This window comes from Pseudomonas sp. YNh, from assembly GCF_037993085.1.
Classification (GTDB): Bacteria; Pseudomonadota; Gammaproteobacteria; order Pseudomonadales; family Pseudomonadaceae; genus Aquipseudomonas; species Aquipseudomonas putida.
Genome location: NZ_JBBMRJ010000007.1, coordinates 92,383 through 114,001, shown reverse-complemented (window position 1 = coordinate 114,001; position 21,619 = coordinate 92,383). Strand labels below are relative to the sequence as shown.

17 protein-coding genes and 1 pseudogene are annotated in these 21,619 nt (G+C 62.6%); 5 read left to right on the top strand and 13 right to left on the bottom strand.

Annotated elements, in window-relative coordinates:
- Positions 1 to 2 precede the first annotated feature (2 nt).
- Positions 3 to 1,253: a sarcosine oxidase subunit beta family protein gene (locus tag WF331_RS09550; protein ID WP_016484536.1), complete on the bottom strand. Its 1,251-nt coding sequence runs from the start codon at positions 1,251 to 1,253 to the stop codon at positions 3 to 5.
- Positions 1,254 to 1,268: 15 nt separating this feature from the next.
- Complete coding sequence (locus WF331_RS09545) at positions 1,269 to 2,522, bottom strand: serine hydroxymethyltransferase (RefSeq protein ID WP_016497629.1); 1,254 nt, start codon at positions 2,520 to 2,522, stop codon at positions 1,269 to 1,271.
- Between the two features lie 323 nt (positions 2,523 to 2,845).
- Between WF331_RS09545 and WF331_RS09540 the strand changes: the two genes are divergently transcribed.
- Positions 2,846 to 3,886, top strand: coding sequence for a threonine aldolase family protein (locus tag WF331_RS09540; RefSeq protein WP_016497628.1), 1,041 nt, complete (start codon positions 2,846 to 2,848; stop codon positions 3,884 to 3,886).
- Positions 3,887 to 3,991: 105 nt separating this feature from the next.
- Here the strand turns inward: WF331_RS09540 and mcpH are convergent, their stop codons facing one another.
- The 3 genes from mcpH to WF331_RS09525 form a co-directional block, all read right to left on the bottom strand.
- Positions 3,992 to 5,929 carry a methyl-accepting chemotaxis protein McpH gene (mcpH, locus tag WF331_RS09535; protein WP_016497627.1) on the bottom strand — a complete coding sequence of 646 codons (1,938 nt, stop codon included), beginning with the start codon at positions 5,927 to 5,929 and terminating at the stop codon, positions 3,992 to 3,994.
- A gap of 195 nt (positions 5,930 to 6,124) precedes the next feature.
- Entirely contained in the window at positions 6,125 to 6,427 is a 303-nt protein-coding gene (locus WF331_RS09530) for a cell division protein ZapA (RefSeq protein WP_286112029.1), read from the bottom strand.
- Positions 6,424 to 6,654: a hypothetical protein gene (locus WF331_RS09525; RefSeq protein WP_016497626.1), complete on the bottom strand. Its 231-nt coding sequence runs from the start codon at positions 6,652 to 6,654 to the stop codon at positions 6,424 to 6,426. Before WF331_RS09525 ends, WF331_RS09530 begins: the two co-directional genes overlap by 4 nt.
- 276 nt (positions 6,655 to 6,930) lie before the next feature.
- Between WF331_RS09525 and WF331_RS29300 the strand changes: the two are divergent.
- Positions 6,931 to 7,701, top strand: a pseudogene (locus WF331_RS29300) (MCP four helix bundle domain-containing protein); the annotation flags it as partial.
- Positions 7,684 to 8,556 carry a methyl-accepting chemotaxis protein gene (locus WF331_RS29295; RefSeq protein ID WP_408002852.1) on the top strand — a complete coding sequence of 291 codons (873 nt, stop codon included), beginning with the start codon at positions 7,684 to 7,686 and terminating at the stop codon, positions 8,554 to 8,556. The pseudogene WF331_RS29300 and the gene WF331_RS29295, both read left to right, overlap by 18 nt.
- Positions 8,557 to 8,688: 132 nt before the next feature.
- Here WF331_RS29295 and gbcB read toward each other — a convergent pair whose 3' ends face one another.
- Entirely contained in the window at positions 8,689 to 9,789 is a 1,101-nt protein-coding gene (gene gbcB, locus WF331_RS09515; protein WP_340622843.1) for a glycine-betaine demethylase subunit GbcB, read from the bottom strand.
- Between the two features lie 308 nt (positions 9,790 to 10,097).
- On the opposite strand from gbcB, the gene gbcA reads away from it, so the two are divergent.
- Positions 10,098 to 11,390 (top strand): glycine-betaine demethylase subunit GbcA, encoded by a 1,293-nt coding sequence (gbcA, locus tag WF331_RS09510; protein WP_340622842.1) that lies wholly within the window; start codon positions 10,098 to 10,100, stop codon positions 11,388 to 11,390.
- A gap of 82 nt (positions 11,391 to 11,472) precedes the next feature.
- Here gbcA and WF331_RS09505 read toward each other — a convergent pair whose 3' ends face one another.
- From WF331_RS09505 to WF331_RS09475, 7 genes are all read right to left on the bottom strand, one after another.
- Positions 11,473 to 12,309, bottom strand: coding sequence for an RHS repeat-associated core domain-containing protein (locus WF331_RS09505; RefSeq protein ID WP_284361995.1), 837 nt, complete (start codon positions 12,307 to 12,309; stop codon positions 11,473 to 11,475).
- Between the two features lie 816 nt (positions 12,310 to 13,125).
- On the bottom strand, positions 13,126 to 13,896 hold the full coding sequence (gene etfB, locus WF331_RS09500; protein ID WP_284361997.1) for an electron transfer flavoprotein subunit beta: 771 nt from the start codon (positions 13,894 to 13,896) through the stop codon (positions 13,126 to 13,128).
- A 10-nt stretch (positions 13,897 to 13,906) separates the two neighbouring features.
- Entirely contained in the window at positions 13,907 to 15,139 is a 1,233-nt protein-coding gene (gene etfA, locus WF331_RS09495) for an electron transfer flavoprotein subunit alpha (RefSeq protein WP_016497622.1), read from the bottom strand.
- Positions 15,139 to 17,091, bottom strand: coding sequence for a dimethylglycine demethylation protein DgcB (gene dgcB, locus WF331_RS09490; protein WP_340622841.1), 1,953 nt, complete (start codon positions 17,089 to 17,091; stop codon positions 15,139 to 15,141). Before dgcB ends, etfA begins: the two co-directional genes overlap by 1 nt.
- 176 nt (positions 17,092 to 17,267) lie before the next feature.
- Positions 17,268 to 19,328 carry a dimethylglycine demethylation protein DgcA gene (dgcA, locus tag WF331_RS09485; RefSeq protein WP_016497620.1) on the bottom strand — a complete coding sequence of 687 codons (2,061 nt, stop codon included), beginning with the start codon at positions 19,326 to 19,328 and terminating at the stop codon, positions 17,268 to 17,270.
- 15 nt (positions 19,329 to 19,343) lie between these two features.
- Positions 19,344 to 19,874, bottom strand: a complete 531-nt coding sequence (locus WF331_RS09480; protein ID WP_340622840.1) for a DUF5943 domain-containing protein — start codon at positions 19,872 to 19,874, stop codon at positions 19,344 to 19,346.
- 77 nt (positions 19,875 to 19,951) lie between these two features.
- Complete coding sequence (locus WF331_RS09475; RefSeq protein WP_016497618.1) at positions 19,952 to 20,929, bottom strand: dipeptidase; 978 nt, start codon at positions 20,927 to 20,929, stop codon at positions 19,952 to 19,954.
- Between the two features lie 284 nt (positions 20,930 to 21,213).
- On the opposite strand from WF331_RS09475, the gene WF331_RS09470 reads away from it, so the two are divergent.
- Positions 21,214 to 21,615 (top strand): lysozyme inhibitor LprI family protein, encoded by a 402-nt coding sequence (locus WF331_RS09470; RefSeq protein ID WP_016497617.1) that lies wholly within the window; start codon positions 21,214 to 21,216, stop codon positions 21,613 to 21,615.
- The last annotated feature ends 4 nt before the right edge of the window (positions 21,616 to 21,619 follow it).

The window sequence follows — 21,619 nt, the reverse complement described above, 5'->3', positions numbered from 1 at the left end:
GGTTAGTGGGCGACGGCGGCGGCGCCGTGTTCGTCGATCAGTGCGCCGTTGTAGAAACGGTCCATGGAGAACGGCGCGGCCAGTGGGTGCATTTCGCCCTTGGCCAGGCTCGCGGCGAAGACGTTGCCCGAACCCGGGGTCGCCTTGAAGCCGCCAGTGCCCCAACCGCAGTTGAAGAACATGTTCTTGACCGGGGTCTTGGTGATGATCGGGCAGGCGTCCGGCGAGGTGTCGACGATGCCGCCCCACTGGCGGTTCATGCGCACGCGAGAGAGGTTGGGGAACATCTCCACGATGGCCTGCAGGGTGTGCTCGATCACCGGGTACGAACCGCGCTGGCCGTAGCCGACCCAGCCGTCGATACCGGCACCGATTACCAGGTCGCCCTTGTCGGACTGGCTGATGTAGCCGTGCACGGCGTTGGACATGATCACGCTGTCGATGATCGGCTTGATCGGCTCGGATACCAGCGCTTGCAGCGGGTGCGATTCCAGCGGCAGGCGGAAACCGGCCAGCTTGGCCATGTGCCCGGAGTTACCGGCAGTGACCACGCCGACGCGTTTGGCGCCGATGAAGCCTTTGTTGGTTTCCACGCCGATGACCGCGCCGTTTTCCTTGCGGAAGCCGATCACTTCGGTCTGCTGGATCAGGTCCACGCCCAGGGCGTCGGCAGCGCGGGCATAGCCCCAGGCCACGGCGTCGTGGCGGGCCACGCCACCACGGCGCTGAACGGTTGCGCCAAGGATCGGGTAACGGGTGTTCTTCGAGCAGTCCAGGTACGGGATTTCGGCCGCGACCTGGGCGGTGTTCAGCAGCTCGCCATCGACACCGTTGAGGCGGTTGGCGCTGACGCGGCGCTCGGAGTCACGAATGTCCTGCAGGGTGTGGCACAGGTTGTACACGCCGCGCTGGGAGAACATGACGTTGTAGTTGATGTCCTGGGACAGGCCTTCCCACAGCTTCATGGCGTGCTCGTACAGCTGCGCCGACTCGTCCCACAGGTAGTTGGAACGCACAATGGTGGTGTTACGGGCGGTGTTGCCGCCGCCCAGGTAACCTTTCTCGATCACGGCAACGTTGGTGATGCCGTGCTCTTTGGCCAGGTAGTAGGCCGTGGCCAGGCCATGGCCGCCACCGCCGACGATAACCACGTCGTAAACCTTTTTAGGGGTTGGCGTGCGCCACATGCGCTGCCAGTTTTCGTGGTGGCTGAGGGAGTGTTTGAAGAGGCCGAAGCCCGAGTAGCGTTGCATGGTCGTTTACTCCACTCAGCGGTAAACAGGGAAGTCTGCGCACAGCGCCGCGACGTTCTTCGCCACATCGGCTTCGACGTCTGCGTCACCGAGGTTGTCGAGGATGTCGCAGATCCAGCCGGCCAGGGCCACGCACTGCGCAACCTTGAAGCCGCGGGTGGTGACGGCCGGGGTGCCGATGCGCAGGCCCGAGGTGACGAACGGCGACTGCGGGTCGTTCGGCACGGCGTTCTTGTTGACGGTGATGTGCGCGCGGCCCAGGGCGGCGTCGGCATCTTTGCCGGTGAGGCCCTGGCGGATCAGGCTGACCAGGAACAGGTGGTTGTCGGTGCCACCGGACACCACGTCGTAGCCGCGGTCGATGAACACCTGGGCCATGGCCTGGGCGTTTTCGATCACTTGCTGCTGGTAGGCCTTGAAGCCAGGCTCCAGCGCTTCCTTGAAGCACACGGCCTTGGCGGCAATCACGTGCATCAGCGGGCCGCCTTGGGCGCCCGGGAATACAGCGGCGTTCAGCTTCTTCTCGATCTCTTCGTTCGACTTGGCCAGGATCAGGCCGCCACGAGGGCCGCGCAGGGTCTTGTGGGTGGTGGTGGTCACCACATCGGCGAACGGGATCGGGTTCGGGTACAGGCCAGCGGCAACCAGGCCGGCTACGTGGGCCATGTCGACGAACAGCAGCGCACCGACCTTGTCGGCAATGGCGCGGAAGCGTGGGAAGTCGAGGGTCTTGGAGTAGGCCGAGAAACCGGCAACGATCATTTTCGGCTTGTGCTCGACCGCCAGGCGCTCGACTTCGTCGTAGTCGATCAGGCCGGTGTCGGTGTTGATGCCGTACTGCACGGCGTTGTACAGCTTGCCCGAGGACGACACTTTTGCGCCGTGGGTCAGGTGACCGCCGTGGGCCAGGCTCATGCCGAGGATGGTGTCACCGGCTTGCAGCAGGGCCAGGTAGACGGCGCCATTGGCCGACGAGCCGGAGTGCGGCTGGACGTTGGCGTAGTCGGCACCGAACAGCTGCTTGGCGCGCTCGATGGCCAGGGCCTCTACTTTGTCCACGTGTTCGCAGCCACCGTAGTAGCGCTTGCCCGGGTAGCCTTCGGCGTATTTGTTGGTGAGGCCGCTGCCTTGGGCCTGCATGACGCGCTGGCTGGTGTAGTTCTCCGAGGCGATCAGCTCGATGTGATCTTCCTGGCGCTGTTCTTCGGCATTCATCGCCGCCAGCAGTGCGTCGTCGTAACCCTGGATCTGGTCTTGCTTGCTGAACATCGTGTATCTCCCGGCAGCGATCGTTTTTTGTCGTGGGGCACTGTGGCCCTTTGTGGCGATGGTATGACTGGCGGGGGCGGGTCAGATGCCTGCGCACGCCTTGCAATGGCGCGTTTACGACATTCTCTTTGTGCCGCCCATGCTGGCCCCTTCGCGGGCGCGCCCGCTCCCACAGTGATTGGGGTGTGCAGGACCATTGTGGGAGCGGGCGTGCCCGCGAATAGGCCGGCCCAGAATGAACAGAAATCGCTGTACCGGTTGTATAGGCAAGTGCTGAATCGATGGTTTAGAGTGCTGTTCTGCGTCGTTCACAGGACCGTGTCATGACAGATAAGAGCCAACAATTCGCCAGCGACAACTATTCCGGTATCTGCCCCGAAGCCTGGGCGGCGATGGAGAAGGCCAACCACGGCCACGACCGCGCCTATGGCGACGATCAGTGGACCGAGCGCGCCTCGGAATACTTCCGCAACCTGTTCGAAACCGACTGCGAGGTGTTTTTCGCCTTCAACGGTACCGCAGCCAACTCCCTGGCCCTGGCCTCGCTGTGCCAGAGCTACCACAGCGTGATCTGTTCCGAGACTGCCCACGTCGAAACCGACGAATGCGGCGCGCCGGAGTTTTTCTCCAACGGCTCCAAGCTGCTGACGGCGGCCAGCGTCAACGGCAAGCTGACCCCGCAGTCGATCCGCGAAGTGGCACTGAAGCGCCAGGACATCCACTACCCCAAGCCACGCGTGGTGACCATCACCCAGGCCACCGAAGTGGGCACCGTGTATCGCCCCGATGAGCTCAAGGCCATCAGCGCCACCTGCAAGGAGCTGGGCCTGAACCTGCACATGGACGGCGCGCGCTTTACCAATGCCTGCGCGTTCCTGGGCTGCAGCCCGGCTGAGCTGACCTGGAAGGCCGGCGTCGATGTGCTGTGCTTTGGCGGCACCAAGAACGGCATGGCGGTGGGCGAGGCGATCCTGTTCTTCAATCGCCAACTGGCCGAGGACTTCGACTACCGCTGCAAGCAGGCCGGGCAACTGGCGTCGAAAATGCGCTTCCTGTCCGCGCCGTGGGTGGGCCTGCTGGAAGATGGCGCGTGGTTGCGCCATGGCAACCACGCCAACCATTGCGCGCAGCTGCTGGCGTTGCTGGTGAGTGACTTGCCGGGGGTGGAACTGATGTTCCCGGTGGAGGCCAACGGGGTGTTCCTGCAAATGCCGGAGCACGCGATTGAAGCGCTGCGCGCCAAGGGCTGGCGGTTCTATACCTTTATCGGCAGCGGCGGGGCGCGGTTCATGTGTTCCTGGGATACCGAGGAAGAGCGGGTGCGCGAGCTGGCGGCGGATATCCGCAGCATCATCACCGCCTGACAGGCCCCAATCGCCGGCAAGCCAGCTCCCACATGGACCACACAAGGCTCAGGCCTGTGGTGATCCTGTAGGAGCTGGCTTGCCGGCGATGAAGCCCACACCGATCTAAAGCCTGAACCCGCCCATCTGCCGAGCCAGGTCATCAGCCAAGCCACGCAACGCCTGGCACTCCTCACGGCAGCCCTGCACCTCTGCCGCCGTCTCCCGCGCCAGGTCGGAAATGCCCTGCACCGTGCGGTTGATTTCCTCAGTCACCGCCGACTGCTCTTCGGTCGCCGTGGCCACCTGATGGTTCATGTCGCTGATGTGTTCCACCTGGTCGGTAATCGCCCCCAGCGACGCCCCGGTACGCTGGCTCGATTCCACCCCACTGCCGGTCGCCTGCTGCCCCGCCTGCATCGAGCTCACCGCCGAACCCGCGCCCTGCTTCAGGCGCTGGATCATCTGTTGCACTTCGTCGGTGGATAGCTGCGTGCGCCGCGCCAGCGTGCGCACTTCGTCGGCCACCACAGCAAATCCGCGGCCCATTTCCCCTGCCCGCGCAGCCTCGATAGCGGCGTTCAGCGCCAGCAAATTGGTTTGCTCGGAAATACTGCGGATAACCGCCAGCACTTCATCGATAGAGGCGACTTCGTTGGCCAACTGGCTGACTGCATCGGCTGCCTTGCCGATGTCGCCCGACATGCCCTCGATGCCCTGAATTGAACGCCGTACCACCTCGCGCGCCTGCAAGGCCTCATCCCGTGCCGACTGCGAGGCCTGCGCTGCATCACCGGCATTGCGGGCAATGTCCTGCACGGTCAGGCCCATTTCATGTACGGCAGTGGCAACCATTTCGGTCATTTCCTGCTGTCGCCCGGAGCGCTCGGCCGTGTTTTCCACCACCTGGGTCACCTGCTCAACCGCCCGATGCAGCCGTTCGGAAGTCTGCAACACCTCGCCAATCAGGCTGCGCTGGCTGTCGAGAAAGCGGTTGAAGCCCCGGGCCAGGTCACCCAGTTCGTCCTGGCGCGAATCATCCAGGCGGTGGCTAAGGTCGCCTGCGCCACTGCCAATCTGCACCAGCGCAGCGGTAACGCGGCGCACAGGGCGCACCAGGCCCCGCGCCAGCAGCACCACCAGCAGCAGCGACACAAGCGCCACGGCGCCACCGATCAGGCTGGTCAGCCATACCGCCTGATGCATTTGTGCGTAGATTTCCGACTCCGGCACCTCGGCCACCAGCGTCCAGTTGAGGTCACGCAGGGGCAGGCCCAGCGCCAGGTAGCGCTCGCCGTCACGGCTGAAACGGCTGTTGCGCAGGCCTTCGCCGCCGGTCATCACGGCCTTGGCAGCGTCCGTGCCGAGCTGCTCGGCGAGCTGGCGCTTGCCGCTGAAAGCAGCGTCCGGGTGCACCTGGATCAGGCCGTCGTTACGTACCAGGAAGACCTTGCCATGCTCGCCAAAGCTGAAGTCGTGAATCAGCTGCGACAGCTCGGTCATGCGCAGGCCCATGCCGGCCACGCCCACCAGCTTGCCAGCCTTTTCCACGCGATAGTCGATAAACAGCGCCAGCTCGCCAGTGGCACCGTCAATGTCGATATTGATAAACCGTTCGGCGCCGCTGTCGATGTAGCCGTAGAACCATTTGTCCTTGGGGTTGCTGCGGCTGAGGGTGCGGTCCAGGCCATTCTCGTTGTAGTAGTGGCCGGTTTCGGTCGAGGCAAACAAGGTGGTGAAGGCCCGGTTACGCTGTTTGGCGGCGCCCAGGTATTCGATGAATGCCGCAGCCTGGGCGGGGTCTTCGCCGGCCGCCAGCCAGTCGCGCAGCAGGGTGTTGCCGGCAATGTCCGCCGCAGCCACCAGTGGCTGGCCGAGCATGCGTTCGATGTCGTTGCGGATCGCCTCGACACTGGCGGGCAGGGCAGTGTCGACCAGGTAGCGGTCGGTGAGGCGGTTGAGCGCCACGGTGAAGATGATGACCACCACCAGGATGCTGGCCAGCAGGGCGGCGCCCATGCTGGTGATCAACTGCCACTGGATGCTTTTACGCCAGATACGCATGCCCCTACTCCCCCGCACATTATTGTTTTGCGAGAAGTGTATACACTTGCGTATCCAGTTAATCCAGTGACCTGGAACAATGAGTTGGGCTTTGGGGCTTTGGGGCTGCTGCGCAGCCCATTCGCAGCACAAGGCTGCTCCTACAGGGGAAGGCATAACCCATGGAGGAGCGGCCTTGGGCCTTTCAGCTATCGATCAGGACTCTGCAATAGTCCGCACGATGGCGTCCACCGTGGCGTCGATCTGCGCCTGGGTACGCGCAAGGGTCTGCTGGTGTTCTTTCTGCAGTTCAACCTGTTTGGAGCACAGGTTAAGGGCAGCCAGCACCAGCAATTTGTCACCGATCAGGGTCGGGTACTGACGCTTGGTTTCGTTCAGGGCGGTGTTGAGCATCCGCACCGCCTGGGCCAGGGTTTCTTCCTGGCCTTCGGGCGCCTTGATCGAATAGTCGATGCCGAGAATCGACACGACATTGACCGGCTGCTCATGCAATCTCATGCGCCAACAACGCCAGCGCTGGCGCGATCAACCAGGGCCTGCAGGCGAGCGGCGGTGCTGCCGTTCTTCTCTTCCTGCTCCATCAGCGACAGCTGCAGGGTTTCGTTCTCTTCCTTGGCCTGGGCCAGTTGCGTGCCCAGGGTGGTGTTCTGCTCGGTGAGTTGAGCGTTTTTCTGCATCAGGTCGCTGACCAGTTGCTCGATTTGATTCAGGGAAGCTTCCAGCATGGGTCTATCTCAGGTTGTTGCGAGGGGCGCACACGATAAAGAAAAGCGCGGCCCATCGCCATTAAAAATCGGATTCACAAGGTGTCTGGCCCGCAGATTGACAGGGTAATCACCCCCTTGTTCCGACCTGGGTCAACCGCCGGTCAGGAAAAGGTTAGCTACCTCACAATTTTTGCGGGTTGCACTCAAGACTGGCCAGTCACGACCGATAGCCCGGCAAGTCATGTTTTGTCGCACTTTGCGCACTCTTTATCCCTTGCCTGGATCCTCCTCTCCATGTCTCTACGTAACATGAATATCGCCCCGCGCGCGCTGCTCGGCTTTGCGCTTATCGGCCTGCTGATGCTTGGCCTCGGTGTCTTCTCGCTGGTGCAGATGGGCAACATCCGTCAGGCGGGCGTGGCCATCGAGCAAGTCAGTGTGCCCAGCATCAAGATCCTCGACGAAATCACCGCGCTTAACCTGCGCATGCGCACCCTCTCCTACCGCCTGCTGACCAACCGCGAGCCTGCAATCCAAAGCGATACCCTCAACCTGCTGGCCCAGCGCAACAGCCAGATCGACCGCGCACGCCAGGCCTACTTGCCAATGATCGGCGCCGCCGACGAACAGGCCGCGTTCGACCAGTACGGCCAGTTGCTTGAACAGTACCGCCAACTGGAATCGCGCATGCGCAGCCTGAGCCAGGCCGACCGCGTCGACGAACTGCGCGACCTGCTCAACCGCGACCTGTTGGCCAACTCCGAACAGATCAACAAGGTCATGGACACGCTGGTGCGCATCAACACCGACCAGACCCGCGCCACTAACGAGAAAGCCGCCAGCCAATACGCTGCGGCCTTTGCCTTGGTTATCGGCCTGCTGGTTGCCGCCACCGTGCTGACCTTCGCCTGCGCCTTCCTGCTGACCCGCAGCATCGTCAAGCCGATCGATGAGGCGCTCAAGTGCGCAGAGCAAGTCGCCGACGGTGACCTGACCCATGTCATCCGCGCCGAGGGTACCGATGAAGCCGCGCGTTTGCTGCGCGCCATGGCCCGCATGCAGGACAAACTGCGCGACACCCTGCAGCAGATCGCAGGCTCTGCCACCCAGCTGGCCTCAGCCGCCGAAGAGCTGAATGCCGTTACCGACGAAAGTGCCCGTGGCCTGCAACAGCAGAACAACGAGATTGAACAGGCCGCCACCGCCGTCACCGAAATGACCAGCGCTGTGGAAGAAGTGGCGCGCAACGCCGTGAGCACCTCGGAAGCGTCCAGTGAAGCCAGCCGCTCCACCGGTGACGGTCGCGACCTGGTGATGGAGACCGTGGGCGCCATCGAGCGCATGAGCGGTGATGTGCAGGCCACTGCCAAACTGATCACTCACCTGGCCGAACAGTCGCGCGACATTGGCAAGGTACTCGACGTGATCCGTGGCCTGGCCGACCAGACCAACCTGCTGGCGCTCAACGCTGCCATCGAGGCGGCGCGTGCCGGCGAAGCGGGCCGTGGTTTTGCCGTGGTTGCGGATGAGGTGCGCGCACTGGCGCACCGCACCCAGCAGTCGACAAGCGAAATCGAGCGGATGATCGGCAGCATTCAAGGCGGTACGGAAGAGGCGGTGGAATCGATGCGCACCAGCACCGAGCGCGCCGAGTCGACGCTGAACATCGCCAAAGGGGCCGGCATGGCGCTGGACACCATTGCCGGTGCGGTCGCGCAAATCAACGAACGTAACCTGGTAATCGCCAGCGCGGCGGAAGAGCAGGCGCAGGTGGCGCGGGAAGTGGACCGCAACCTGGTGAACATCAATGACCTGTCGGTGCAGAGCGCTACCGGTGCCCATCAGACCAGTGCGGCGAGTGCAGAGCTGTCGCGCCTGGCGGTTGACCTTAATGGTCTGGTAGCCCGTTTCCGCACCTGAAAAAGTCGGGGCCGCTTTGCGGCCCATCGCCGGCAAGCCAGCTCCCACATCGACCGCGTGTGCAGTACCTGTGGGAGCTGGCTTGCCGGCGATGGGCTGCGAAGCAGCCCCAGGCAATCTCGGATCAGTGGATCAGTAATCGATCCGCACATCCCCTTTCGGCACGCTGCAGCACGACAGGATGTAGCCCTCGGCTTCATCATCTTCGGTAATACCGCCGTTGTGCTCCATCTCTACTTCGCCGCCCAGTTTGAGCACCTTGCAGGTGCCGCAGATGCCCATGCCGCAAGCTTTCGGGATCATCAGGCCAACTTTGGCTGCCGCAGCATGCACGGTCTCGCCCGGGGCAACGCGGATGCTCTTGTCGCTGCCGATGAACTCCACCAGGTTGAGGTCGGAAATATCCAGCTCCGGTGCATCGGCCGCCTGCTCGGCGTGCTCCACTGCATCTGCCTTGGCCTCTGGTGGCGTCGCGCCGAACGACTCCTCGTGGTAGTTCTTCATGTCGAAGCCGACCGCTTCGAGCATGCGCTTTACTGCCGTCATGTAAGGCGTCGGGCCGCAGCAGAACACCACGCGCTCCATGTAGTCCGGCGCAATCAGCTCCATCAGCCGCTGGTTCAGGTAACCGCGGTACCCCGCCCATGGCTCGCCCAGGCCATGCTTTTCGCAAATGATATGCAGGCTGAAGTTGGGGATGCGCGAAGCCATCTGTTCCAGCTCGCGGTGGTAGATGATGTCTTTCGGCGAACGGGCGCTGTGCACGAACACCATGTCGACATTGGCGTTGGTGTCGTAGAACCAGCGCGCCATCGACATCACCGGGGTAATGCCCACACCGCCCGACAGGTACAGCGCCTTGCCCGCCGGGAAATCGATGGCGTTGAACAGCCCCACCGGGCCATGCACCGGCAGCTCGGCGCCTTCGTGCATGGTGTCGTGCAGGAAGTTTGACACCAGGCCGCCCGGCACGCGCTTGACGGTGATCGAGAAGCTGTACGGCACCGACGGCGAACTGGAGATGGTGTAGGAGCGCATCACCGGCTTGCCTTCGATCTCCAGCTCCAGGGTGACGAACTGCCCGGGCTTGAAGAAGAACATGATCGGCTGATCGGCCATGAAGCAGAAAGTGCGCACGTCCCAGGTCTCCTGGATGACCTTGACGCAGCGCACGATGTGGCGGCCGTTGGCCCAGGTCTGGGTGGTGACCGGATTGAGGAAGGTATCGGACATGTTCATCTCCAGCAGCCGACTATCGGGCTTTTTATGGCTTGGATAATGCGCAAGCTGAGAGCGACGTACATTCCTGCCAGCGACATCGGCGTGCTTATCGCGACCAGCCCCGCGCTACAAGGGCTGGCGCGTCGTAATTCAATTCGGCCATGTCGCCCATGGATACGGTTCGCGGCGTCTTCGGACGCACACTCCACGGCAAATAAACAAGCCTGCTGTTTAAACAAAAAGCCGCTGATAACCGCCTTGCGGCAACAACAACGATTAGCCACCTTTTGCCGGCCGCACACGGCCCCGAGGAATACACGATGGACGTCACCGCAACCCTGAGCCTGGGCGATCCACTTGAACCTGCACGCAAGGCTACCGCCGAGATGCTGCAGACCCGCGAGCGCACCTACTCGCTGCCCCAGCCTTTCTACACCGACGAGCGTCTGTTCCAGATCGACATGCAGGAGATCTTCCAGAAAGAATGGTTGATCGCTGGCATGACTTGCGAAATTCCGGCGAAAGGTAACTACATCACTTTGCAGATCGGCAAAAACCCGATCCTGGTGGTGCGTGGTGCCGAAGGCAAGGTGCACGCCTTCCATAACGTCTGCCGCCACCGTGGTTCGCGTTTGTGCGTCAGCGACAAAGGCAAGGTGGCCAAGCTGGTCTGCCATTACCACCAGTGGACCTACGAACTGGACGGCCGCCTGCTGTTCGCCGGCACCGAAATGGGCGCCGACTTCGACATGAAGGAGTACGGCCTGAAGCCGGTGCATGTGAAGGTGGCCGGTGGCTATATCTTCATCAGCCTGGCAGAAAACCCGCCTGCCATCGACGAGTTCCTGGCTACCCTGGAACACTACATGGAACCGTACGACATGGAGAACACCAAGGTGGCGGTGCACACCACCTTGATGGAAAAGGCCAACTGGAAGCTGGTGCTGGAGAACAACCGCGAGTGCTACCACTGCAGCGGTTCGCACCCGGAGCTGCTGCAAACCCTGCTGGAGTGGGACGACACCAACGACCCGCGCGCCAGCCAGGAATTCAAGGACCACGTGGCCGCCTCGGCCGCCGCCTGGGAAGCCGAAAAGATCCCGTACCTGCACAAGAGCCACGGCCTGCGTAACCGTATCGTGCGCATGCCGCTGCTCAAAGGCACGGTATCGATGACCATGGACGGCAAGCAGGCCTGCCAGAAGCTGATGGGCCGCATCAAGAACCCGGACCTGGGCTCGATGCGCATCCTCCACCTGCCGCACTCGTGGAACCACTGCATGGGCGACCACATGATCGTGTTCACCGTGTGGCCGATCAGCGCCCAGGAAACCATGGTCACCACCAAGTGGCTGGTGCACAAGGACGCCGTGGAAGCTGTGGACTACGACCCAGAGCGCATGCGCAAGGTGTGGGACGCCACCAACGACCAGGACCGCCGCCTGGCGGAAGAAAACCAGCGTGGCATCAACTCCACGGCGTACCAGCCGGGGCCTTACTCGAAGACTTACGAGTTTGGTGTGGTGAACTTCATTGACTGGTACAGCGACCGTGTATTGGCCAACTTGGGTGCAGAGCCTGCTCCATACCTGAAAGAGGTGAAGGCGCAGTGAGTATTTAGCGTTAGGCTGCCGCGCTCCACTTGCCTGGCGAGTTGGAGCGCGTCGGCCGACGTTTGGACACCCGCGCCTGACGCTACACGGTGACGTCGTGCGGGGTCGGGCGCGCTGACCTTATCCTTTCCGCTACTGCTGTAAACCCCCGGCCCACGTTAGCGAACACCTCGTCCACCATCGTCACATCCATGAAAGTCTCCAGAGCGACCACGGGAATTTCACGTGGGTTTGCCCATAAGTAACTCCCTACCTCACGTGCTGCAGCAAAGTTACCTATCGAACCGCCGCTCAGGTTGGTAACTGAATTCACCACGCCCAATACATCTGTTGCTGTCTGGAAGGCAGGCGTCACACCAGAGATCGCAGCAGCCAACTGCCCAGCTACCCCAGCGCTCCCGGTTATGAAAAACTGCTGATTCGAGACCCTGGATGCATGAGGCAGCTCCTGATGGCGCACGGAGGGCACAAGCCCGCCTCCCCCCGGAGGGTTATTGTTGGCCCAGAAAGCGGCCCTGCGCCCCACTACATTCTTGGCAGTACGTGCCAACGAGCCGAACAACGTAGCACCGCTGGACGCCACGCCAACGATTCTGAGCACGACGCCCCAGAACGCCCCGCTCGGGTCATGGCGATTCACGGGATCGCCGCCACAATAGGCGTATGCATGGATACCTCCCTTGCCGAACGGGCTTAGCGAGTCAGAGCTGATGAACCGCCTCAGGCTCGGACTGTAGAAGCGGCGACCATTGCCCAGCGGATAACAGCCTGTCAGCGGATCCGGATGCTGACCACAGAAAGCCAGCCCTGGTATCAGTGCCGTGCTCAAGGCACCGTAAGGCGAAAAAGCGCGCGCCTCGTGACGCCCCCTACCCAGTACAGAGTGCTGGCGGTCGATGCTTAGCAGGAATGTCGTCATGGTTATCCACAAGTCACGAAGCGTGTGGACAGGGTAATGAGGAAATTTGCGTTTGCGTACTGGCAAAAATAACAGGCCAGCAACTGGTCACTATTCAACCAATCACGTCAAGGCCTCATGCTTTCTGGGCTACAGCGATGTTCATACACCTTGTCCACAGAGACACCAACAGAGTTTGTGAGCAAAACGCGGCAATGCAGCCTCTGGTCTGTGGATAAACGACTCAAGGCCTTGATAATCATGGATCAGGAGGCATTCACCCCTATTTGATCATTTTCTGATCAACTCCTCACACGCCATGACCTGCGCGGCTTTCAGGCAGTGCCGAACAGATTATCCACAGACCCGCTCACAGCGATTGTGGGCAAAACCCGTTGGAGGCACGCATATCTGTGTCTGAGGAGCCGGCTCAGAGTTGATCAGTTTATGATCAAAACTCTGTAAGCCCCGTTATATGTGGCCCCCAGCCATGCACCAACACTTTATCCACACCTTGGCGAACAGATTCCGTGGGCAAAACACAGGCGTACCTGATAGTGCTGCCAGTTTCGTGAAATGCAGCGATGTGATGGGGTAATGGCGACTACTTTGGCATTACCCAGAAGTGACTTATACACAGCCGCCAGGATGGCATTGTGAAGTGGTTCGATGAAGGGCGGGGCATTGGGGTAGTGGGCGTTCAAAGTAGCCAGGGAACATCATTAGTCTGTCAGGGCCAATCGCCGGCAAACCAGCTCCCACAGGTATTTCACTGAACCCGTAGGCAGTGTTGATCCTGTGGCAGCTGGCTTGCCGGCGATGAGGCCAGTAAAGGTCTTAGCGCAGCACGCCTTCTTCCACCAGCAGCTTGAGGATGGCCTCAGCACCTTCCTGTGGCGAAACGTCCTTCAGCACCTTGCCACCGCCACCACTGGCCTTGGCTGTTGCTGCTTTCATGCGGTCTGCACCGCTCTTGGCCTTGATCACCTTCAGGCGCTTGGGCCGAGGGCGGGCCGGTTGCAGCTCGGCATCGGCCAGCAACCCATCTTCGACAATGGCCACATTACGCGCCGCCAGCACACCACGTCGCGCCGGCCCGAATGCGCTCTGGCGCGGCTTGGGCGCAGCGTTATCCACAGTCGCCAGCAACGGCAGGCGCACTTTCAGCCGGCGCCGCTGGCCCCGCGGCAAGGCCTGCAATACCTGAGCGGTGCCGTTCTCGATCGACTCCACCTCGGCCAACCCCACGATCAACGGCCAGCCAAGCTTTTCGGCCAGCAGAAATGGCAACATGCCCGACCCTTCACCCGTCTCGGCCTGGCTACCGGTCAGCACCAGCTGTGCTCCGGCGTCGCGCAGGTAATCCCCCAGCACGCCCAGCACATCGGCACCGGCCGGCTGCTCCAGCACGTCAAGATGGTCCAGGCCCATGCCCAGGTAAGCGCGCAAAGCCTCCTCCTGTGGATTGCCAGCATGTACCACCTGCAAGTTATCCCCAGCCAGCTGCAACCCCAGTTCCACGGCGCGGGCATCCTGCTCGGCGCGCCGGGCGCGCCCGGAGCTTGGGTGGGCACCGATGGAAACCAGGCTGATCACTTTCGTACTCATGGTCGTGCCCTTATGCCGCGTCGCGCTGGCCGCCGCTGCGGTAGTTGTCCACAGCCTCGATCAATGCCTTGAGAATCGCCGAACTGTCGCCAATCACCGACAGGTCCGCCCGTTTGATCATGTCGCAACCCGGGTCCATGTTGATCGCCACCACCTTGTCGCAGGCGCCGATGCCCTGAAGGTGCTGGATGGCACCCGAGATACCCACAGCCACGTACACGCGCGCGGTAACCCAGGTGCCGGTAGCACCCACCTGGCGGTTGCGCGGCATGAAGCCGTCGTCCACCGCCACCCGCGAGGCGCCTTCGGTGGCGCCAAGGGCTGCGGTGGCCTGGTGGTACAGGTCCCAGTCCTTGACCCCGTTGCCGCCCGAGATGATGAACTCGGCCTCGGCCATGGCAATGGTGGCCGGGTCCACGGCCACCGAGCCCAGGTCTTCGATGCGCGACAGGCTGCGCGCCACGCTTGTGGACAACTCCACCGGCAAGGCTTCGTGACGGGTTTCGCTGACCGGCTCGGCGCACTCCGCCGCCGCCAGTATCAGCCGTGGCACCGCACGTTGCAGGTCTTGCTGGCCAGCACCGGCGCGGCCGATGCACTGGCCGTCCTTGACCTGCCATACGCGCGTGGCCGGGCGCTCGCCCAGCGCCGCGCCCAGGCGTCGGCCCAGTTCGCCGCCACCGGTGCGGCTGTCAGGCAGCAGCCAGTGGCGCGGGGTGAACTGGTTATCCACAGCCCGCAGGCCCTGCACCAGTTGCTCCGGTGCATAACCCTCGAAGGCCTCGCCCTCGACGACCAGCAGGCGGTCGACGCCAGCGGTGGAAAAGTTGCTTTCCTTGTGCTCGTTAAAGACCACCGCCAGCACTGCGCCGTCACTGCCGGCCAGGCTGTGGGCCAGGCCGAGCAGGTCGCGGTCGTGGCTGCTCAGGCGGCCACCGACCATGTCCGGCACCACCGCGATGTAGAACGCCGGCGCCGGTACCTGGTGCAGCGGCAGCTTGACCTCTGCCGCCGCCGTGCGCCGCCCGCCCACACCGGTACCCTGCTGGGCGCCGCTGCGGTCGATGCGCTTGATGCCGGCCGGGCCGATGAAGCCTGCGGCAATCGCATGGGGGTTCTTGCGGATGAGGCCATTGGGCCCCATCCAGCTGGTTTGTTGCGTCTGCATGGCCGCGTGCAGCGGGTGCAGGCGGTTACGGGCGATCCACTCGGCGCGTGGGTCGCGGCGGATAATGTCGCTCATCAGTGCACCTCCGCAGGTTCACGTTTGGCCGTTTGCGGCTTTGCGGCAGACGGCGCGTCCTCTTCGATCAGCACGTCGGCCACCAGCTCCGCCAGGTCCTTGATCTGTGGGCGCGGCTCGACCACGCCTTCGAGCATGGCGGTGCACTGTGGGCAACCCACGGCCACCAACTCGGCCTCGGTTTCGCGAATGTCGTCCATGCGCATGTCGGGGATACGCTGCTTGCCCGGGATGTCGGTGATCGGTGCACCGCCGCCACCGCCGCAGCAACGGGAACGGAAGCCCGAGCGCTGCATCTCGCGCACTTCGATACCCAGCGCCTTGAGCACTTCACGCGGCGCTTCGTACTCACCGTTGTAGCGGCCCAGATAGCACGGGTCGTGGTAGGTGACGCTGCCGCCCTTGTGCTGGGCCAGGTTGAGCTTGTTGGCCGCGATCAGTTCGGCCATGTAGGTACTGTGGTGCTGCACCTGGTACTCGCCGCCCAATGCGCCGTACTCGTTCTTCAGCACATGGAAGCTGTGCGGGTCGCAGGTGACGATGCGCTGGAACTTGTATTTGGCCAAGGTCTGGATGTTGCGTTTGGCCAGTTGCTGGAAGGTCGCTTCGTCGCCCAGGCGGCGGGCCACGTCGCCACTGTCGCGTTCTTCCAGCCCGAGCACGGCAAAGTCCACGCCCGAGGCCTTCAGTACTTTGACAAACGAACGCAGGGTGCGCTGGTTGCGCATGTCGAAGGCACCGTCGCCAACCCAGAACAGCACTTCGGTGGTTTTCACCTCCGACAGCAGTTTCAGGTTGAGGTCGGCAGCCCAGTTCATGCGACCGCCTGGGACGAAGCCGCCGGGATTGTCGGTGGCGATCAGGTTGTCCAGCACCTCGGCGCCCTTGTTCGGGGTGGCGCCCTTTTCCAGGGTGAGGTGGCGGCGCATGTCGACGATGGCATCGACGTGCTCGATCATCATCGGGCATTCCTCGACGCAGGCACGGCAGGTGGTGCACGACCACAGCGTTTCAGCGTCGACCAGGCCATTGACGATAGGCTGGTGCGGATGGCCGCCGTGCTCACCGATCGGCTTGCCGGGGTAAGGGCTACCGGCGAACTTGGCGTCCGTGCCACCGGCCAGGCCGATGACCATGTCCTGGATGAGCTTTTTCGGGTTCAGCGGCTGGCCAGCAGCAAAAGCCGGGCACATGGCTTCACATTTACCGCACTGCACGCAGGCATCGAAGCCCAGCAGCTGGTTCCAGGTGAAGTCAGCCGGTTTTTCCACGCCCAGCGGCGCGTTGGGGTCTTCCAGGTCCAGCGGCTTGAGGCCGGTGGAGCGTCCGCCGCCAAAGCGCTCGGCGCGGCGGTGCCAGGCCAGGTGCAGCGCACCGGCGAAGGCGTGCTTCATCGGGCCGCCCCAGGTCATGCCGAAGAACAGCTCCGACACGCCCCACAGCACGCCCAGGCCGAGCACTGCGACCATCACCCAGCCACCCGTGTTGGCAGGCAGGATGCCGGCGACCGGCAGGGTGGCAATGAAGAAGCTTGCGGCAAACACCAGCAGGCTCTTCGGCAAGCGCATCCACGGGCCTTTGGACAGGCGCGCAGGCGGGTTGAGGCGGCGCTTGAAGACAAAGATGGCGCCAGTGAACATGATCACCGTGGCCACCAGCAGCGCGTAGCCGAGGATTTTGCTCTGCAGGCCAAAGCCATGCACCAGGATCGCCAGCGCGGCCGACAGCACGAAGCCGCCAGCAGTGGCCACGTGGGTCTTGGACATGTACTTGTCGCGCTCGACGACGTGGTGCAGGTCCACCAGGTAACGGCGCGGCATGGCCAGCAGGCCGCCGATCAGGTCGACCTTGGAGGCCCGGCCACGCCGCCACATGCGCACCCGGCGCAGGGCGCCGAGCACCGCCAGGCCAAGGGCAGCGAACAGCAGGATGGGTAGAAGGGTGTTCAACATGGGAGGCTCCCACAACAGCTGGATTCTTGCGCCACTCTGAAGCTGGGATTGGCCCCTGTGGGAGCGGGTTTACCCGCGAATGCGTCCGATCAGACAACGCTGTTGCTTGTGCTGACGCATTCGCGGGTGAACCCGCTCCCACAGGGACCATGCCCTGTGGCGAAAATTTGGATCGATCAGAAATCCTTGCACAGGCGCAAGGCGTCGTAGATCGCCGCATGCACGTTGCGCTGGGCCACGCAGTCGCCGATGCGGTACAGCAGGTAACCTTCGCCCGGCTGGCTGAGGATCGGCTGTGGCTTGATGGCAAACAGCGCCTCCACATCGATCTGGCCCTTGTTGCGCGAGCCCTCTTTCAGCGCGTAGTACAGCTGTTCATCAGGCCGCACGCCGTTCTCGATCACCACCTGGTCGACCACGCGTTCTTCCTTGGCGCCGGTGTACTCGTTCTCCAGCACCGCCACCAGCTTGTCGCCTTCGCGGTAGACCTTTTCCAGCATCATGTCGCCGGTCATGATCACTTCTTTCGGGTACATGCTGCGGTAGTAGGTCGGGAAGGTCGTGCCGCCCATGGCCACGCCCGGCTTGATGTCGTCGGTGACGATTTCAACCTGGCTGCCTTTGTCGGCAATGTAGTCTGCTGCCGACATGCCGGTGAATTCACAAATGGTGTCGTACACCAGCACGTTCTTGCCCGGCGCAACCTTGCCGTCGAGCACGTCCCAGCTGCTGACCACCAGCCCTTCGGCAGCGCCCCAGTGCTCGTTCTGCTCGACAAACGGATGGCCGCCCACCGCCAGCACGATCACGTCCGGGCGCAGGTCCTGGATGGCGTCCACGCTGGCAGCGGTGCCCAGGCGCAGGTCCACTTTCAGGCGCGCCAGCTCCAGCTGGTACCAGCGGGTGATGCCGGCGATCTGGTCACGCTGCGGTGCCTTGGCGGCAATGGTGATCTGCCCGCCGATCTGGTCTTTCTTCTCGAACAGGGTCACATCGTGCCCACGTTCGGCAGCCACGCGGGCTGCTTCCATACCGGCAGGGCCGGCGCCAACCACCACCACCTTGCGTTTGACGCCGGTGGTTTTTTCGATGATGTGCGGCACACCCATGTATTCACGGGAGGTCGCGGCGTTCTGGATGCACAGCACATCCAGGCCCTGATACTGGCGGTCGATGCAGTAGTTGGCACCGACGCACTGCTTGATCTGGTCAATCTGGCCCATCTTGATCTTGGCGATCAGGTGCGGGTCGGCCATGTGCGCACGGGTCATGCCGACCATGTCCACGTAGCCGCCTTCAAGAATGCGCGTGGCCTGGTTCGGGTCCTTGATGTTCTGCGCGTGCAGCACCGGGACCTTGACCACTTCCTTGATGCCGGCTGCCAGGTGCAGGAACGGCTCTGGCGGGTAGCTCATGTTGGGGATGACGTTGGCCAGGGTGTTGTGGGTGTCGCAGCCCGAGCCGACCACGCCGATGAAGTCGAGCATGCCGGTGCCGTCGTAGTAGGCGGCAATCTGCTTCATGTCTTCGTGGCTGAGGCCATCGGGGTGGAACTCGTCACCACAGATGCGCATGCCCACGCAGAAGTCGTCGCCCACTTCGGCGCGCACGGCTTTGAGTACTTCCAGGCCGAACTTCATGCGGCCTTCAAACGTGCCGCCCCATTCGTCGGTACGCTTGTTGACCCGCGGGCTCCAGAACTGGTCGATCATGTGCTGGTGCACGGCCGACAGTTCCACGCCGTCCAGCCCGCCCTCTTTGGCACGCCGCGCAGCCTGCGCGTAGTTGCCGATGACACGCCAGATCTCTTCCACCTCGATGGTCTTGCAGGTGGCGCGGTGCACCGGTTCGCGGATGCCCGACGGCGACATCAGGGTCGGCCAGTTGAAGCCGTCCCAGCGCGAGCGACGGCCCATGTGGGTAATCTGGATCATGATCTTGGCGCCATGCTTGTGCATGGCGTCGGCCAGGTTCTGGAAGTGCGGGATGATGCGGTCGGTCGACAGGTTGACCGACGCCCACCATTCCTGCGGGCTGTCGATGGCGACCACGGACGAGCCGCCGCAGATCGCCAGGCCGATACCGCCCTTGGCCTTCTCTTCGTAGTACTTCACGTAGCGGTCGGTCGTCATGCCGCCGTCAGTGGCGTAGACCTCGGCGTGCGCGGTGCTGAGCACACGGTTGCGGATGGTCAGTTTGCCGATCTGGATCGGCTGGAACATTGCTTCGAATGCCATGACGCTATCTCCGGCTTACAACGGCTTTGTAACGAACAGGCCATCTTCGTGGCCTTCTTCCGAACCGCCGTAGACCTGTTCGGCCACGGTGCGGATCGAGCTGCCGCGGGCAGCGAGAATCTGGTCCATTGCGCCGGCGAACCAGCCGGTGAACATGTAGTCGACCTTGCGGCCAACCTTGCCGTAAACGTACACGAACGCCGAATGCTTGAGCTTGACGCTGCAGTTGCCTTTGTCCAGGTCGATGTCCTGGATCTCGAACAGGCCCCAGCCACGCTGGCTCAGGCGCTTCATGTAGTGCTCGAACACCGCCACGCCTTCCAGGCCATGGCACTCGGCTTCCTTTTCACACCAGTGCCAGGCGGACTTGTAGCCGGCCTTGTAGAGGATCTCGGCATAGGCGTCGGCGCCCAGCACTTCCTCGATACCGATGTGGTTGTTGACGAAGAAATGGCGCGGCACGTACAGCATCGGCAAGGCGTCGCTGGTCCAGACACCGGTCTCGCTGTCGACTTCGATTGGCAATTGCGGGGCGATCTTGGCCATGGAAACTCAACTCCATACAAATTTTTATGTGGGTGCCCCGGCGTTGCTGGCAGGGGCTATCAGGCTTGGAGAGCGGCTTACTCGCCCCAGACGTCCTTGAGGACGTTGACCCAGTTCTCGCCCATGATCTTGCGCACCACACGCTCGGAGTGGCCGCGCTTGAGCAAGGTTTCGGTGAGGTTGGGGAATTCGCCCACGGTGCGGATGCCCAGCGGGTTGATGATCTTGCCGAAGTTGGTCAGACGACGGGCGTAGCCCTTGTCGTGGGTCAGGTACTCGAAGAAGTCCTGCCCATGGCCCTGGGTGAAGTCGGTGCCGATACCGATGGCGTCTTCACCGACGATGTTCATGGTGTACTCGATGGCTTCGGCGTAGTCGTCGATGGTCGAGTCGATGCCTTTGGCCAGGAACGGCGCGAACATGGTCACGCCGACGAAGCCGCCGTGGTCGGCGATGAATTTCAGCTCTTCGTCCGACTTGTTGCGCGGGTGCTCTTTAAGGCCCGACGGCAGGCAGTGGGAGTAGCAGACCGGTTTCTTCGATTCGAGGATGACCTCTTCGGAGGTCTTGGAGCCGACGTGGGACAGGTCGCACATGATGCCGACGCGGTTCATTTCCGCCACGATCTCGCGGCCGAAGCCCGACAGCCCGCCGTCACGCTCGTAGCAGCCGGTGCCCACCAGGTTCTGGGTGTTGTAGCACATCTGCACGATGCCCACGCCCAGCTGCTTGAACACGTCCACATAGGCGATCTGGTCTTCGAACGCATGGGCGTTCTGGAAGCCGAAGAGGATGCCGGTCTTGCCCAGTTCCTTGGCCTTGCGGATGTCGGCGGTGGTACGCACCGGCATCACCAGGTCGCTGTTGTCGCGGATGAGCTTCTGGCTGGCGGCGATCTGGTCGACGGTTGCCTTGAAGCCTTCCCAGACCGACACCGTGCAGTTGGCCGCAGTCAGCCCGCCTTTGCGCATGTCCTCGAACAGCTCGCGGTTCCATTTGGCAATGATCAGGCCGTCGATGACGATGCTGTCGGCGTGAAGTTCGGCTGGGCTCATCAGGCTGTCCCCTTTTATTGAATGGTTGGCGCCAAACCTTGTGCCGGCGCTTTGGGGCCAGCATATGCCTGTGCCCAAAGGCGCCCCGATGCAAAAACGACAGGGGGTTTGCCGAAAGCGTCAATGCGCGACAACACGCCCTCTGGCACGCCGTCTGGCGATGAGAGGCAGTCGCGTTAACGACCTTTCGGGCTGCTTTATGAACATTTGGACAGGTGGCTACCCACGCGCCCTCGTCTGAGCGAGAATCCCTGCGATTCGTCAGCCTGTTGAGGAGAAAAGGGATGAAATCATTGGCATGGCTGGCGCTGCTGGCCGTCGTATCGGGCGCCCAGGCCGGCGAGGAAGAAAGCACCCCGTGCGACAACGTCGACACCGATCAGCAGACCTACGCCTGCGCTGCATTCAACAAGCAGACGGCCGAGCGGGAGCTGAAATCGGCTTACGACGACTTGATCCAGCGCATTCGCGATCAATATGCCGACGAAAGCGACCAGGCCACTGCCCTGATCGGGCGCATGGACGCGGCAGAGAAGCTGTGGATGCAACTGCGCGATGCTGATTGCAAGGTTGAGACCTATGCCGAGAAGCAGGGGAGCAAGGCATTCCAGGCGGCCTGGGATACCTGCGTGGCCCAGCGCAGTGATGACCGGTCGGAGTATTTGCAGTCCATCGGCCAGCAGTGAAATC

Excerpts from the sequence above, each read along its gene's own strand:
- etfA (WP_016497622.1), bottom strand. The coding sequence starts at position 15,139 with ATGAGCGACATTATCCGCCGCGACCCACGCGCCGAGTGGATCGCCCGT.
- dgcB (WP_340622841.1), bottom strand. The coding sequence starts at position 17,091 with ATGTTGAACACCCTTCTACCCATCCTGCTGTTCGCTGCCCTTGGCCTG.
- mcpH (WP_016497627.1), bottom strand. The coding sequence starts at position 5,929 with ATGCGTATCTGGCGTAAAAGCATCCAGTGGCAGTTGATCACCAGCATG.
- WF331_RS09530 (WP_286112029.1), bottom strand. The coding sequence starts at position 6,427 with ATGAGATTGCATGAGCAGCCGGTCAATGTCGTGTCGATTCTCGGCATC.
- WF331_RS09525 (WP_016497626.1), bottom strand. The coding sequence starts at position 6,654 with ATGCTGGAAGCTTCCCTGAATCAAATCGAGCAACTGGTCAGCGACCTG.
- WF331_RS09550 (WP_016484536.1), bottom strand. The coding sequence starts at position 1,253 with ATGCAACGCTACTCGGGCTTCGGCCTCTTCAAACACTCCCTCAGCCAC.
- WF331_RS29295 (WP_408002852.1), top strand. The coding sequence starts at position 7,684 with ATGGCCCGCATGCAGGACAAACTGCGCGACACCCTGCAGCAGATCGCA.
- WF331_RS09540 (WP_016497628.1), top strand. The coding sequence starts at position 2,846 with ATGACAGATAAGAGCCAACAATTCGCCAGCGACAACTATTCCGGTATC.
- WF331_RS09470 (WP_016497617.1), top strand. The coding sequence starts at position 21,214 with ATGAAATCATTGGCATGGCTGGCGCTGCTGGCCGTCGTATCGGGCGCC.
- gbcB (WP_340622843.1), bottom strand. The coding sequence starts at position 9,789 with ATGTCCGATACCTTCCTCAATCCGGTCACCACCCAGACCTGGGCCAAC.
- dgcA (WP_016497620.1), bottom strand. The coding sequence starts at position 19,328 with ATGGCATTCGAAGCAATGTTCCAGCCGATCCAGATCGGCAAACTGACC.
- WF331_RS09480 (WP_340622840.1), bottom strand. The coding sequence starts at position 19,874 with ATGGCCAAGATCGCCCCGCAATTGCCAATCGAAGTCGACAGCGAGACC.
- gbcA (WP_340622842.1), top strand. The coding sequence starts at position 10,098 with ATGGACGTCACCGCAACCCTGAGCCTGGGCGATCCACTTGAACCTGCA.
- WF331_RS09475 (WP_016497618.1), bottom strand. The coding sequence starts at position 20,929 with ATGAGCCCAGCCGAACTTCACGCCGACAGCATCGTCATCGACGGCCTG.
- etfB (WP_284361997.1), bottom strand. The coding sequence starts at position 13,896 with ATGAGTACGAAAGTGATCAGCCTGGTTTCCATCGGTGCCCACCCAAGC.
- WF331_RS09545 (WP_016497629.1), bottom strand. The coding sequence starts at position 2,522 with ATGTTCAGCAAGCAAGACCAGATCCAGGGTTACGACGACGCACTGCTG.
- WF331_RS09505 (WP_284361995.1), bottom strand. The coding sequence starts at position 12,309 with ATGACGACATTCCTGCTAAGCATCGACCGCCAGCACTCTGTACTGGGT.